Annotated in this window: 13 protein-coding genes; 4 read left to right on the top strand and 9 right to left on the bottom strand. The window is 64.9% G+C overall.

Features of this window, described 5'->3' with window-relative positions:
• Positions 1-77 precede the first annotated feature (77 nt).
• Positions 78-326: a hypothetical protein gene (locus tag ABIB91_RS27860; protein WP_007615367.1), complete on the bottom strand. Its 249-nt coding sequence runs from the start codon at positions 324-326 to the stop codon at positions 78-80.
• Positions 327-489: 163 nt separating this feature from the next.
• The gene (locus tag ABIB91_RS27855) at positions 490-1,455 is read right to left on the bottom strand and encodes an NAD(P)H-dependent flavin oxidoreductase (RefSeq protein ID WP_354169231.1); all 966 of its coding nucleotides are present in this window, start codon (positions 1,453-1,455) and stop codon (positions 490-492) included.
• A gap of 108 nt (positions 1,456-1,563) precedes the next feature.
• Here ABIB91_RS27855 and ABIB91_RS27850 point away from each other — a divergent pair, with 108 nt between their 5' ends.
• Entirely contained in the window at positions 1,564-3,126 is a 1,563-nt protein-coding gene (locus tag ABIB91_RS27850; RefSeq protein WP_354169233.1) for an AMP-binding protein, read from the top strand.
• Positions 3,127-3,163: 37 nt separating this feature from the next.
• Here ABIB91_RS27850 and ABIB91_RS27845 read toward each other — a convergent pair whose 3' ends face one another.
• From ABIB91_RS27845 to ABIB91_RS27815, 7 genes are all read right to left on the bottom strand, one after another.
• Entirely contained in the window at positions 3,164-3,937 is a 774-nt protein-coding gene (locus ABIB91_RS27845) for a thioesterase family protein (RefSeq protein WP_354169235.1), read from the bottom strand.
• A gap of 143 nt (positions 3,938-4,080) precedes the next feature.
• Positions 4,081-5,049: an NAD(P)H-dependent flavin oxidoreductase gene (locus tag ABIB91_RS27840; RefSeq protein WP_007597481.1), complete on the bottom strand. Its 969-nt coding sequence runs from the start codon at positions 5,047-5,049 to the stop codon at positions 4,081-4,083.
• Between the two features lie 260 nt (positions 5,050-5,309).
• Complete coding sequence (locus ABIB91_RS27835; protein ID WP_007597482.1) at positions 5,310-6,710, bottom strand: aspartate ammonia-lyase; 1,401 nt, start codon at positions 6,708-6,710, stop codon at positions 5,310-5,312.
• Between the two features lie 30 nt (positions 6,711-6,740).
• Positions 6,741-7,277, bottom strand: a complete 537-nt coding sequence (locus ABIB91_RS27830) for a hypothetical protein (protein ID WP_007597483.1) — start codon at positions 7,275-7,277, stop codon at positions 6,741-6,743.
• A gap of 47 nt (positions 7,278-7,324) precedes the next feature.
• Complete coding sequence (locus ABIB91_RS27825) at positions 7,325-7,927, bottom strand: YqaA family protein (protein ID WP_007597485.1); 603 nt, start codon at positions 7,925-7,927, stop codon at positions 7,325-7,327.
• 46 nt (positions 7,928-7,973) lie between these two features.
• Entirely contained in the window at positions 7,974-8,378 is a 405-nt protein-coding gene (gene hisE / locus ABIB91_RS27820) for a phosphoribosyl-ATP diphosphatase (protein ID WP_354169238.1), read from the bottom strand.
• A gap of 119 nt (positions 8,379-8,497) precedes the next feature.
• Positions 8,498-8,869 carry a hypothetical protein gene (locus ABIB91_RS27815; RefSeq protein WP_354169240.1) on the bottom strand — a complete coding sequence of 124 codons (372 nt, stop codon included), beginning with the start codon at positions 8,867-8,869 and terminating at the stop codon, positions 8,498-8,500.
• Between the two features lie 224 nt (positions 8,870-9,093).
• Here ABIB91_RS27815 and ABIB91_RS27810 point away from each other — a divergent pair, with 224 nt between their 5' ends.
• The 3 genes from ABIB91_RS27810 to ABIB91_RS27800 all read left to right on the top strand — a co-directional run bounded on the left by ABIB91_RS27810 (position 9,094) and on the right by ABIB91_RS27800 (position 13,683).
• The gene (locus ABIB91_RS27810) at positions 9,094-10,140 is read left to right on the top strand and encodes an ABC transporter substrate-binding protein (protein ID WP_354169242.1); all 1,047 of its coding nucleotides are present in this window, start codon (positions 9,094-9,096) and stop codon (positions 10,138-10,140) included.
• A gap of 89 nt (positions 10,141-10,229) precedes the next feature.
• Positions 10,230-12,026: a glucan ABC transporter ATP-binding protein/ permease gene (locus tag ABIB91_RS27805; protein ID WP_354169244.1), complete on the top strand. Its 1,797-nt coding sequence runs from the start codon at positions 10,230-10,232 to the stop codon at positions 12,024-12,026.
• A 199-nt stretch (positions 12,027-12,225) separates the two neighbouring features.
• On the top strand, positions 12,226-13,683 hold the full coding sequence (locus tag ABIB91_RS27800) for a D-alanyl-D-alanine carboxypeptidase family protein (protein WP_354126867.1): 1,458 nt from the start codon (positions 12,226-12,228) through the stop codon (positions 13,681-13,683).
• The last annotated feature ends 145 nt before the right edge of the window (positions 13,684-13,828 follow it).

The following is a 13,828-nucleotide window of genomic DNA, read 5'->3' as shown; positions in this document are numbered from 1 at the left end:
AAAATTAAGGCTTAACCGTGCCATCGCGGCGGCAATCGCGCGGACTGCGGCGACATCACCTAGAAAGATCAACAGAATCAGGCAGCTAGCGCCAGATCGTAAGCGTCCTGGATGTCGGCCACGATCTCCGAGGCCTCCCAAACTCCACGCGGCTCGACCGACTGCAGCGCCACCGTCCAATTGCCGCCCCGGCGGGTGCGGGGGACGCTGACGATGTCGAAGCGCACGTTGCGGCACAGCGGATGGCGGGCCAGCGCATGGGCTACGCGAATGCGAATTTCGTCCAGCGAAGCCGCCGTCTTGGCGTTGAGAAAGTCGAAGTCCATCGCCTGTCCCTCTCGGTCCTGATTGGCGCCTGAGGGGGATTCTGGGCGATCGATGGTTAATCTGCCGTTAAGTGTGGGGCTGCGGAGCCATGCGGGATTAACTGTGACCGATGCGACGGTATCTCCTTCCCTCTCCCGGTTCTTGCGGAAAAGGGGCCCGGGTCTACCGCTCCACCGCCTCACGGTATTCCGCGAGCGTTGATGCGACGAGATCGTCAACCGCGAGCACATCGGTCACGCCGGATGTCGAGTGCCCACCGCTCCAGATATCGCGCCAGCGCTTTGGCCGGTTCTCTCGTGCGGTAACGTCGATGTCCTTGCCGATGTCGATCGCGCCGCGCGCCGGCAGATCGTCGGGATCGAGACCCGCGGCGACGATCGACGGCTTCAGCATGCTGGTTTGAAGTCCCGTGAACGCGGTGGTCAGCAGAATGTCGTCCGCGCTGCTCTCGACCAGAAGCCGCTTGTAACGATCATCCGCCATGCTCTCGTGGGTCGCGATGAACTTTGTACCCATGTAGCCGAGATCGCAGCCGAGCACTTCGGCCGCGCGCAATGCCTGGCCGTCGCTGATGCCCCCCGCGAGCACGATGATGCCATCGTAGAACGCGCGCACCGCGCGGACGAAGGCGAACGGGTTGAGCCAGCCGGTCTGGCCGCCCGCGCCCGCAGTGAGCAGCACGAGCCCGTCGGCACCTGCTTCCGCCGCGCGTTCGGCGTGGCGGATCGAGGCAACATCCGCAAGCACCAATGCGCCGGCGTCGTGCAGCGGCTTCAGCACCGGCGTGGGGGAGCCGACCGAGGTGATGACGATCTCCGGCCTGTGGTGCAGCAACACGGCGAGATCCTGCTGCAGCCGTGCATTGGAGCGGTGCACGATCAGGTTTGGGCAAAGCGGCGCGGCCTTGCGGCCGGTTTGATCTTCGTGCCGCAGCAGCCGCGTTTCGATGTCGGTGAGCCATTCATCGAGTTGTTCGGTGCTACGGCAATTCGCGCTGGGGAAGCTGCCGATCACGCCGTTGCGGCAGGCCGCTACCATGAGCTCGACGCCCGACACGAGAAACATCGGCGCGGCAATCAGCGGCAGGGCGAGACGACCGTGGAAATGTTGCAGCCGATCTGACGTCACGCATGCCTCCCTCGCGCGGGCTTAGTCGTTCCATCCCGCATTCCCTGTGCTAGCGTCGCGATAAACATTGGCACGCCAGAAGCCGATGACAAAGCAGCGAGGAAACATATGTCCGATCCGCTCCACGCATCGTCGCCGACTTGCGCGCAGGCGCTGCGGGCACTGTCGCGCTATCCTGGCCGAACTGCTTTCGCCTGGCCCGGCGGATCGCTGAGCTATCAGGGCACCATCGACCTGATCGGGCGCATCCAGGCCGTGTTCATGCGGCTTGGATTGCAGCCCAGCGCGCGCGTCGCCTGCCTCACCGCGAACCGCGCCGACACCTGGTGCGCCGGCGTCGCCGCGCAATTGTCGCGGCTCTGCGTCACCGGGCTGCATCCTTTGGGATCGCGGGGAGACCAGCTGTTTCAACTCGAGGATTCCGGGGCCGAGGTGCTGGTGGTCGATGCGGCCGCCTTCCGCGAACGCGGCGGCGAACTCGCCGCGCAGGCGCCCTGGCTCAAGGCGGTCTTCACCATGGGACCGGCCGACTATGGCGTCGACCTCTTGCAGGCGATCGAGATCGAAGGCCATGCCAGCGCGCATTGCCTCGCCGGACCCGACGATCTCTCCACGCTGAATTACACCGGTGGCACGACCGGAAAATCCAAGGGCGCGTTGCGCTACCATCGCGAAAATGCCGGGGCCGCGGCCGCGATCCTCGCCGACTTCGAGATCCCCGATGGCGCGCGCTACCTCGCGGTGGCACCGATCAGCCATGTCGCCGGCACGAAGGTGCTGCCGACCCTGATGCGTGGCGGCACCGTGCACATGCTGAAGGGTTTTGATCCCGAGGCGGTGCTGGCGACGATCGCGCGCGAGCGCATCAACTTCACGCTGTTCGTGCCGACCATGATCTATGTGCTGCTCGATCATCCCGCATTGAGCAGGACCAAGCTCTCCTCGCTCGAACTGGTGCTCTACGGCGCCTCCGCGATGTCGCCGAGCCGCTTGATCGAGGGCATCGAGCGGATCGGGCCGGTGTTCTCGCAGCTTTACGGCCAGACCGAATGCTATCCAATCTCGGTGCTGCGCAAGGCGGATCACGATCCCAGGACGCCCGAACTGTTCCTGTCCTGCGGCTTCCCGATCGCGGCCTGCGAGGTCCGGATCCTCGACGACAACGATCAAGAAGTGAAGACGGGCGAAGTCGGTGAGATCTGCGTGCGCGCCCCGCACGCGATGGCGGAGTACTGGAAGCGGCCCGACATCACCGCCGAGACGCTTCGGAACGGATGGGTCCATACCGGCGACATCGCGCGCAGGGACGAACGCGGCTACATGTTCATCCTCGACCGCAAGAAGGACATGATCGTCTCCGGCGGCTTCAACATCTTTCCGCGGGAAATCGAGGACGTGCTGTCACAGCACGCCGACGTGGCCATGGTCGCGGTCGTCGGCATCCCTGACGAGAAATGGGGCGAAGCCGTCACTGCCATCGTCGTGCCGCGCGAGGGCGCTACGCCTGACGCCGACGAGCTGATCAACATGGTGAGAACGCGGAAGGGCTCGGCTCACGCGCCCAAGCAGATCCAGTTCGTCAGGCAATTGCCGATGACCGGCGTCGGCAAGGTCGACAAGAAGGTGCTGCGCGCGGAATTCTGGAGCGGGCGGGACCGGATGGTGGGGTAGCTCCTGCCCCGGCCGCGGCGCAGTCTCACGCAGCCCCTCACCGCTTCTCGATCACCAGGCTCTGCACGGCGCGGCCAAAATACCCCGTCCGGTCCGCCAGCCGCGACATCGCGAGCCCGGCGCCATCTGGACCGATCCAGGAATCGCCGTCGAGCAGGATCCATTCGCCGACCGGTTGGCGCGCAAAGCTCACGGTGAGGTCAGCGTTGATGTAGGTCCAGGCGCGGAAATCGAGCGACGAGGCGGTGCCGTTGGAAAAATCGGCCGCGACCACGGCGCGCATCGCCTGCGAGAGCGGTTCGCCTGCGATCAGGGGATGGTCGACGCGAAACCAGATCGCGCCGGCGCCGGCTTGCCCGAAGCGGCCGCGCGCGGCGCGCATCGACACCGATCGCACGAACGGGCTGGTGGCGGCATGACCGTCCTCGAGCAGCGAATCCTCCGGCGACGGCAGCGTAACCGGCAGTGCCTTGATGTCATCGGGCAGCGTCAGCGCCTGGCGCTTGATCTTGAGCACGGTGGCGCCGACCACCTGTACGCCGTCGGCGAGCAGCTTGATCCCGCAGAGCTGGATCTTGCGGCCCTCGCGCAAGACCTCGGTCGCGATCGTGAGCGGCGCCACCGGAACCGGGCGCATCAGGTCGATGGTGACGCGCGCGATGTCCATCGCGACAGGCGTCGGAATACGCTCAGCCGCCCACGTCACCAGCGAGGCCGGCGCCGAACCGTGCTGCATACGCCGGTCCCACGGGCCGGCGGCATCCGGGCTGGTGATGACGCTGTTGCCGTCGACGCGGTAGATGGCCGTCATTCTTCACTCGATCTTGCTGGCGTTCCCCGGACGCGGCGCAGCGCGCAGCGGTGCGCTGCAGATCCGGGGTCCATGTTGGGCGATGGGTCCCGGCTCTGCGCAGCAGCGTTGCACGCTGCAGCGCGTCCGGGACACGAGATCGATCACAACGGCGGATCGATCGCTTCGTCGTACTCCTTCTTGAAGCGCGCGATCAGCTCGGCGGCGGGAAGAATGCCGTCGACGCTGCCGATGCCCTGGCCGGAGCCCCAGATCTCCTTCCAGGCCTTCGGCTTGGCGCGCTCGCCGGAGGCGTCGGTGCCGAAGTTCATCTTCGAGGGATCGGACGTCGGCAGGTTCTCCGGATCCATGCCGGCGGCGAGAATCGACGGCTTCAGATAGTTGCCGTGCACGCCGGTGAACAGGTTGGAATAGACGATGTCGTCGGCCGTCGCGCCCGCGATCATCTCCTTGTACTTCTCGACCGCATTGGCTTCCTTGGTGGCGATGAAGGCCGAGCCGATATAGGCAAAGTCGGCTCCGAGAATGCGCGCGGCGCGGATCGCCTTGCCGTTGCCGATCGCGCCCGACAGCGCGATCGGGCCGTCGAACCATTTTCGTGTCTCGGCGACGAATGCCAACGGCGAGATCGTGCCGGCATGGCCGCCGGCGCCCGCCGCGACCAGGATCAGGCCGTCGGCGCCCTTCTCGATCGCCTTGTGCGCAAACTTCTGGTTGATCACATCGTGGAAAACGATGCCGCCCCAGCCGTGCACGGCCTGGTTCAGCTCCTCGCGCGCGCCGAGCGACGAGATGATCATCGGCACCTTGTACTTGGCGCAAAGCTGCATGTCGTGATCGAGCCGGTTGTTCGACTTGTGCACGATTTGGTTGACCGCGAACGGCGCCGACGGCTTGTCCGGATGCGCGCGGTCATAGGCCGCGAGCTCTTCAGTGATCCGCGCCAGCCACTCGTCAAGCAGCTCCGGCGGACGCGCGTTCAGCGAGGGAAACGAGCCGACCACGCCCGCCTTGCACTGCGCGATCACGAGATCGGGCACCGAGATGATGAAGAGCGGCGAGCCGATCACGGGGATCGACAGGCGTCCCCTAAACAAGGCAGGCATGGACATTGCGAGACGATCCTCTGTTGGCGGTCACATCGAAGTTGGGAGCCATACCAACAAGGCAATCTTTCCACTGTCAAGTATTGCGTTTTGGCGCCGTGGAGGACGCCGTTACCGCAATTCCAAGCAGCGGAATTCCTGCTTCCGTCATTCCGGAGCGACGCGTAGCGTCGAGCCCGGAATCCATCGGGCCTCGGCACGAATGGCGAAATGGATTCCGGGCTCGCGCTTCGCGCGCCCGGAATGACGGGAGGAGAGAGCGGCGCCTATGCAAGCAAATCCGGATTGATCAGCCGCTCGAACGAGAACATCTCGTCCCATTTCTCCTGGGTCAGCAGCTTGCGTTCGACCACGACGATCTGGTGCAGCGACTTGCCGCTCTTGTAGCCCTCGCGCGCGATCTCGGCGCATTGCTTGTAGCCGAGCAGCGGCTTCAGCACCGTGACGATACCGAGCGAATTCAGCACCATGTTGCGGGTGTGCTCCTCGTTGGCAGTGATGCCGACGACGCAATTCTCGCGCAGGCTGTTGACCGCGCGCTCCATGGTGCGGATCGAGAAGAACAGCGCGAACGAGATCACCGGCTCCATCACATTGAGCTGGAGCTGACCGGCGGACGCCGCGAGCGTCACCGTGGTGTCGAGCCCGATCACGAGGAAGCTGGTCTGGTTGACAACCTCGGGGATCACAGGATTGACCTTGCCGGGCATGATCGAGGAGCCCGGCTGAAGCTGCGGCAGGTTGATCTCGTTGAAGCCGGCACGCGGGCCCGAGGCGAGCAGGCGGATGTCGTTGCAGATCTTCGTTAGCTTGCTCGCGGTGCGCTTGAGAACGCCGGAGAGCTGCACATAGGCGCCGGTATCCGACGTCGCCTCGACGAGATCACCGGCGAGGATGAAGTCGACGCCGGTGAGCGCGCTCAGATGCCGGACCGCGAGCTTGGGATAACCGTGCGCCGCGGTGACGGAGGTGCCGATCGCAGTGGCGCCGAGATTGATCTCGCGCAGCAGCGCGCGGGCCTCGGAGATTCGATCGACCTCCTCGCCCATGGTGGTGCCCCAACCGCGGAATTCGGCGCCGAGTGACATCGGCACCGCGTCCTGCAAATGGGTGCGGCCCATCTTCAGCACGCGCTCGAACTCCCTGCCCTTGGCGAAGAACGCCTCCTGGAGCTGACGCAGCGCCGTCATGTAGCTCTCGAGCCGCAGGATCAGCGCCAGCCGAAAGGCGGTCGGATAGGTGTCGTTGGTCGACTGGCCGTAGTTGACGTGATCGTTGGGGCTGACGTGCTGGTAGTCACCCTTCGCAAAGCCGAGCGATTCCAGCGCGAGATTGGCGATCACCTCGTTGGCGTTCATGTTGGTGGAGGTGCCGGCCCCGCCCTGGATGAAGTCGGTGACGAACTGGTCCATCATATCGCCGGCGATGACGCGATCGCAGCCCACGATGATGGCTTCCGCGACTTTGGTGTCCACCGCGCCGAGATCGCGGTTGGCCATGGCGGCGGCCTTCTTGACGTAACCAAGCGCCTTTACGAAGTAAGGCTCCTGGTTCATCGGAATGCCGGTGATGTGGAAGTTCTCCTTCCCGCGGATGGTCTGGACGCCGTAATAGATGTCGTCGGCGATCTCACGCTGTCCGAGGAAGTCCTGCTCCGTGCGACTCATGGGCGCTCCTTGCTTGCTCGCGCGACGTCCTTAGTTCTGGCACAGCGCGCTGGTGACGAAGGTGTCGGTGCGGCAGTCATCCGGTTTGCGTTGCCTGCCCGGGATCAGAACCTTGGCCGAGCACTTTTCCGCGGAATCGGCATTCAGGCTCTTGCCTTCCGTGTAGCCCTTGCTCTGGCAGAGTTTGTCGGCGGCGAGCTTGCAGTCGGGCGCGCCGTTCGACGAGGCCGGACAGGCCACGCGCCCCGACACCATGGTCGACGGCTTCGCCAGGCGCGACAAATCGTTCATGGTCTCGCTCGGACTTTTGATCGGCGGCAGGATCGACGGCAGCTTGTCGAACAGCTTGCCCATTTCGTTGATCAGCCCGGGATTTTCCTCATGCGCCGGCGGCGACGAAGGAGCTGTCGAGGGCGCCGGTGCGGCCTGCGGTCCTTGCTCCTGCAAGCCGAGCGCCGGCGGCGCGGATTGCGGCCATCCGGTGCCGCCGGCAACGAGCAGGAGCGAAAGCACCGCAAATGTCAGCGTGCCCAGCCGCAGGACCGGATTGCCGGATCGAAGCATCATGACGGCAACCGTAGCCGAACGAGGCGCGGCGGCAAAGCGCCTTGGAGTTAGATCAACTTGATTGCGACGACAAAGCCGAGCACGAGCACCGCAGCGCCGATTGCCACCACCAATCCGAGATGCTTCTCGATCTTGACCCGGATCCAGTCGCCGTAGCGGTTGAGCAGGATCGCCACGATAAAGAAGCGCCCGCCACGCGCCACGATCGAGCACAGGATGAAGAGCCCGATATTGTAGCCGGCAAAGCCGGACGTGATGGTCACGAGCTTGTAGGGGATCGGCGTCAGGCCCTTGAGCAGGATGATCACGGCGCCCCATTCGGCATAGGAGGCGCGGAAGGCGTCGACCTTACCGCCGAGGCCATAGACCTCGATCAGCCAATGGCCGACCGAGTCGAAGAGCAGCGCACCGATGGCGTAGCCCAGCAGACCACCCACCACCGACGTCGCAGTGCAGATCGCCGCATAGACCCAGGCGCGCTGCGGGCGCGCCAGTGACATCGGGATCAGCATCACGTCCGGCGGGACGGGAAAGAAGGAGCTTTCAGCGAAAGCCACGGCGCCCATGATCCAGAGCGCGTAAGGCTTGTGAGCGGCGTCGATGCACCAGTCGTAGATACGTTTCAGCATGGCGCCGCGATGAAGCACCATGGGACGGATTTGTCCATGGCCGGGATGAGACCGATTTGTGCCAATATTAGTGGCGCTTGCGCGCGGCGCGGCCTTCGAGCGCGACGATAGGCCGCCTGGCGGCGACCCGCGGTGACGCAACTTTGGGCAGCTTCATCGCCGACTTCGGCAGCTTCTCGGCGATGCCGAGCATGTCTTCACGCCGCGTCATCTCGCGCCAGACGTCCTCGGGGCGCACGCCGGCCGAGGCCCAGAGCACGGTCAGATTGTAGAGTAGATCGGCGCTTTCCCGGATCACGGCTTCGCTATCGCCGTTGACCGCGTCGATGACGACCTCGATAGCCTCTTCAGCCAGCTTCTTCGCCATTTTTGACGGGCCGCGCTGAAACAGCCGCGCGGTGCGCGATGTTGCCGGATCAAGGTCCCTGGCCGCGAGCACAGCCAGATATAGCCGCTCAAGCGAATCACTCATGGTACTCGAAACTACTCTAAACCCATGGCGAGCGCGTTAACGCGCGATAGTAAAAGCCCAAAATGGGCCGCCGCGGCAAGCACGACGGCCCGTTTGTGGTCAACCTTTTGCGGCCAAACCTAGTAGCAGTTGGTGTGGTAGCCTTGGCCGCAAAGCTCCGACGGAGCGGTGCCGCCGTAGCGCTGATACTGGTAGTTCGGGCCGGGTCCGTAATACGGGCCATCACCGTAATAGGCAGGGCCGCTGTAATAGGCGGGACCGCCATAATAAGGGCCGTCGTCATAGGCGTAGGCATTGCGGGTCGCGGCGATTGCGAGGCCGGTGCCGATAGCACCGGCAATGGCCGCGCCGGCAAAGGCCGCGCCGCCGCCACCATGCCAATGGCGGCCGCCCGCGTATGAAGCGGTCGGGGTCATTGCGGTCAGCGCCAGCACCGCGGCGGTAGCGAGAACGGCCTTACGGCCGGCAAATCCTGAAAATCTGTCAAACATGTCCTGGACCCTCCTTGGGACCTCGAATGGTGCCTGATGACAGGCTCGTGTCTCTCAAACACCCGCATCCCATGTTGGGTTCCCCAACCCCAACACAAGCTGAACGGGGTTGCGTGATCGTGACGCAACCGCCGCTCATCCGCCGTTCATGTTGACGCAAACAGACTGCGACGCCCGCCGGCGCTGCGAGCGTCACGAACCACAATGCAGGACCGGCGCAACTGATGTTCGGATTCAGGACCATTGCCATTCGCTACCTGCCGGCCCTTGCAATCTTGCTTGCGGCGCTGACTGCGCGCGATGCTACCGCGGCCGAGACCGTCGTGCCCTCCATTGCGATCCATTTCACCTTCGACCGCCCGATCGATGCGAGCATGGCGCCGCTTTTTCTTGCCGCAAAAGACGGCAGCTTTAGCGCCGAACGTCTCAACGTCTCCTTCAGCAGCGCGGCTGGATCGCCGGAGGCGCTTGCGCGCGTCGCCAAGGGCGACAGCGAGCTCGGGCTCGTCGACATCAACGAGCTGATCCGCTTCCGCGACAAGGATGCGACACCGGTCAAGGCGGTGTTCGTGCTGTTCAACCGCGCACCCTACGCGATCGTCGCCCGCAGGAGCCGCGGCATCCACCTCCTGCCCGACCTGGACGGCAAGACCGTCGGCGTCGCGGATAGCGATCTGTCGATGCGGCTGTGGCCGGCGCTGGCGCAGCAGAACGGCATCGACACGGCTCACGTAAAATTCCACAAGATCAGCGCCGCGGTGCGCGAGCCGATCCTCTCCGCGGGACAGGTCGATGCCGTCGCCGGCTTCAGCTATCTCTCGGCAGTGAACCTGCGCGACCGCGGCGTGCCAGGCGGCGATCTCGTCGCGCTTCGCTATGCCGATTATGGTTGCGAGGCCTATGGCTTTGCCGTCGTGGTCAACCCGGCTTTCGCCGCGTCCAGGCCGGACAGCGTGAAGGGATTCGTTCGCGCATTGATCGCCGGCATCAACGCGACCGTCAAGGACCCGGCGCGCGCGGCGGACGAAGCCGCGAGCCGCATTGAGGACGGCGACCGCGATCTTGAGCTGGAGCGCCTGCGCACCGTCCTCGTCGACAACATCCTGACCGACGAGGTCCGTCGCAACGGCCTCGGCGACATCGACCCGGCGCGCATGGATCGCGCGATCGACCAGATCGGGCAGGATTTCAAATTCCGCAAACGGCCGGCGGCGGGCGACATCTTCGACGGCGGCTTCCTGCCGCCGCTCGCAGGGCGGTTGATCAACTGAGCAAAACCGACAGCTTCCGCTATATCTCGCAGCCGATCCCTGATTAGAGTATCGGCTCACTCCGTTCCAGCCGCCCGAGCTCCTCGCCCATGCCCATTCTCCGCCTCTACACCCGCGTTCTCGAGCTGCTCGGCAAGGAGGCACGGCTGGGCTGGATGCTCGCGATCGTCAATCTCCTGCTTGCGGGCTCGCAATTCGCCGAGCCGGTGCTGTTCGGCCGGATCGTCGACGTGCTCTCCGGCAAAACGGTCGCAGGCTCCAACTCGGCCTGGCCGTTCCTGGTTGCATGGGTCGCGTTCGGGCTGTTCACCATCGCCTGCAGCGCGCTCGTGGCGTTGCAGGCCGACCGGCTCTCCCACCGGCAGCGGCAAGCGGTCCTGACGGATTATTTCGAGCACATCCTGCAACTGCCGCTGACCTTCCACTCCGGCACCCATTCGGGCCGGCTGATGAAGGTCATGCTCAACGGCACCGATGCGCTGTGGCGGCTGTGGCTGGGCTTCTTCCGCGAGCATTTTGCTGCGATCCTCTCAGTCGTGGTGCTGCTGCCGCTGTCGCTCTACCTCAACTGGCGGCTTGCAATCCTGCTGTTCGTGCTCTGCATCGTCTTCACCGCGCTGACCACCTTCGTGGTGCGCAAGACATTCGGCATGCAGATGGACGTCGAAGAGCAATACAGCGAGCTCTCCGCACGCGCTTCGGATGCGCTCGGCAATGTCGCGCTGGTGCAGAGCTTCGTCCGCGTCGAATCCGAGGTACAGGGTTTGCGCTCCGTTGCCGACCAATTGCTTGCAGCCCAGATGCCGGTGCTGTCGTGGTGGGCGCTCGTCACCGTCATCACGCGCGCCTCCACCACGATCACGGTGCTCGCGATCTTCGCTTTCGGCATCGCGCTGCACGACCAGGGGCTGACCTCGGTCGGCGAGATCGTGATGTTCGTGAGCTTCGCGACGCTTCTGATCCAGAAGCTGGAGCAGGTCGTGAGCTTCATCAACAACGTGTTCATGGAAGCCCCGCGCCTGCGCGAGTTCTTCAACGTGCTCGATGCGGTGCCTGCGGTGCACGACCGGCACGACGCGATCGATGCGGGTCGGCTCTCCGGCCTCGTCGAATTCAACGACGTCACCTTCTCCTATGACGGCAAGCGGCCGGCGGTCGAGGATCTCTCCTTCACCGCGCTTCCCGGCCAGACCATCGCGCTGGTCGGCGCGACCGGCGCCGGAAAATCCACCGCGATTGCGCTGTTGCATCGCGCCTTCGATCCGCAGTCCGGCTTCATCAGGATCGACGGCATGGACGTGCGCGGGGTGACGCTGACATCGCTGCGGCGGAACATCGGCGTGGTCTTTCAGGAGGCGCTGCTGTTCAACCGCTCGATCGCGGAGAATTTGCGCGTCGGCAAGCCTGATGCTACCGAGGCCGAGATGCGCAAGGCGGCGGAGCGTGCGCAGGCGCTCGAATTCATCGAGCGCAGCGGCGGCTTCGAGACCAATGCCGGCGAGCGCGGCCGCATGCTGTCCGGCGGCGAGCGCCAGCGGCTGTCGATCGCCCGTGCACTGCTGAAGGATCCGCCGATCCTGATCCTGGACGAGGCGACCAGCGCACTCGACGCCGTCACCGAGGCGAAGGTAAATACCGCTCTCGACGAAGTGATGAAGGGCCGCACCACCTTCGTGATCGCCCACCGTCTCTCCACCATCCGCAATGCCACGCGCATCCTGGTATTCGAGAACGGGCGTGTGATCGAAAGCGGAACTTTTGATGAACTCGTGGCCAAAGGCGGCCATTTCGCCGACCTCGCCAGGGCCCAGTTCATGGTTCAGGAGAACGCACGGGCCAGCGTGACAGCGGCTGAGGCTGCTGCGACTGCCGCCAAATCGCCTTAGCAAGCCTTGGCAAGTCCCCATCGTATCGTCGAAATTCGGCCCATTTCATTGCGGAATACCCCGCTGATGCCCCTATTCCCGACGCACCAGCCGGTATAGGTTTGCGGCGCCGCAAGCGGCGGCGCTGGATTTCAGAACCGAACATCAGATCACGAGAGCCGACCGGAACCGGCGGGTCTCCAAGGACCGGAATCGGATAGTGCACGCTCTTCGCCCGCTGCTTCGTCAATCCTTGTTCAACCTGCTCGCCGCGGCACTCGCATGCGGCGCATTGCTCGTGCCGCGCGCGGCGAGCGCCGAAGCGCTGCTCCTGATCGAGGCCGATAGCGGCAAGGTGCTGCAGGCGGAAAACGCGACCATTCCCTGGTATCCGGCTTCCGTCACCAAGATCATGACCGCCTATGTGACGCTGAAGGCGGTCAAGGACGGCAAGCTCACACTCGACACACTGCTCACGGTGTCGCCGACGGCAGCCTCGCAGTCGCCCTCGAAGATGGGGTTTCGACCGGGAACGCAGCTTACCGTCGACAACGCACTCAAGATGATGATGGTGAAATCGGCGAATGACATGGCCGTCGTGCTCGCCGAAGGCGTCGGCGGTTCGATCGACGGCTTCTCGGCGCTGATGAACGACACCGCGCAGAAGCTCGGCATGACGCAGACAAGCTACGTCAATCCGAACGGCCTGCCCGCCGACGGACAGATCACCTCCGCGCGGGATCTCGGCATTCTCGCGCGCTCGTTCCTGCGCGACCTGCCCGAGTACGAGTATTTCGTGCACATTCCGGCTATCCGCTTCGGCAAGCGTGTCACCGGCAATTTCAACAAGCTGATCGGCCGCTATCCCGGCGCCGACGGTTTCAAGACCGGCTTCATCTGCGCCTCCGGCTACAACCTCGTCGCATCGGCCACCCGCAACGGCCGCCGGCTGATCGCCGTCGTGCTGGGCGCCAACTCCGGGACCGCGCGCGCGGTGAAAGCAGCGCAGCTGCTGGAGCGCGGCTTCTCGCAAGACAATCTCACCTGGCTCCGGCCCTCGCTCGGCACGGTCGACAAGCTGGTGCCGGTCGACGCCTCGCCGCCGAACCTGCGTGACGACATGTGCGGCGGCCATCGCAAGCGGCCGGCCAGCGACGATGACGACGCGCTGATCGCGACCAATGGCGGCACGTCCGGGTCCGCCTCGGCCACGGGCGGCGAAGCCCAGGTCACCTTCTTCACGGCCGGGCTTCAGCCGCCCCTGATGAAGGCCTCCGAGCTGATGGCCTCGGCCCCGGCGGCGGCCGAGCCCGTGCTGGTGTATACCGGTCCGACCCGCACCGGGACCGCCCTGATCGCGGCGGTCGCGGCCGATGCCGACCAGCAGGCCACGCCAAAGCCGCGTGGCAAGAAGTCGCGCGTCGCCAAAAAGCCCGACGCGGCAGACAAGCCAGCAGACAAGCCGAAGGATGCCAAGACGGCGGCGGCGAAGCCCGATGCCAAGCCGGTGGCGGCCGCCAAGCCGGCCGACGGCAAGTCCGCAGTCAAGCCGGCCGGCACCAAGCATGCCGCAGCCAAGCCCGATGCGGTGGCAAAGCCTGCGGTGAGCGGCGAGGCAACCAAGCCCGCCAAGCCCAAGGCCGCGACCAAGCCCGCCAAGCCGGCCAACAACAGTTAACGGCCGACGCGAGACGAGACCGCGCCGCACTTCGCACTTGCGGCAGCGCCGTTTGCGAGGATTCCGGTAGCCACTCCCTGGCGTTTATCCTAAGCCTCGACCGCTTGCCACCCGTTCCGGCAGGCTCGATACTGACGGCAATGAG

It is taken from the genome of Bradyrhizobium sp. JR4.3 (assembly GCF_040547695.1).
Classification (GTDB): Bacteria; Pseudomonadota; Alphaproteobacteria; order Rhizobiales; family Xanthobacteraceae; genus Bradyrhizobium; species Bradyrhizobium canariense.
Note: the sequence above shows the minus strand (reverse complement) of the source record. Positions and strands in the feature narration are given on the sequence as shown.